Annotated in this window: 1 protein-coding gene; it reads right to left on the minus strand. The window is 57.4% G+C overall.

Annotation, left to right across the window (positions count from 1 at the left end; all coding sequences use genetic code 11):
* Positions 1 to 108 precede the first annotated feature (108 nt).
* A partial coding sequence (locus EN859_RS36445; RefSeq protein ID WP_135913691.1) for an outer membrane beta-barrel protein occupies positions 109 to 326 on the minus strand: 218 nt, incomplete at its 5' end.

Raw genomic sequence — 326 nt, forward strand, 5'->3', positions numbered from 1 at the left:
CTGACAGATAGTGCGTTTCACCTTTTCACGGAAACGGTGAAACGCACTATCTCCTTGTTTTTACGCAATTCCGGACGGAAAACCGCTCACACTTTTCCTGGAATTGCTCTAGTTGAACTTGTACTTGGCGCCAATCTGGACGGTGTGGAAGGACGGCGTCGTGGTCGCAAGCCCGCTCGGGATCGGGAATTCGTCCGAGAAGTCTTCCTTGGCGAACTGCGAATAGCGGTATTCGATGCCGACGGTCATCTTGTCCGACAGGGCCGTTTCCAGGCCCGCGCCCACCGAGAAGCCGCTGGAGCCCCAATCGACGTCGAGCGGCGCCG

This window comes from Mesorhizobium sp. M00.F.Ca.ET.216.01.1.1 (genome assembly GCF_004010325.2).
Taxonomy (GTDB): Bacteria; Pseudomonadota; Alphaproteobacteria; order Rhizobiales; family Rhizobiaceae; genus Mesorhizobium.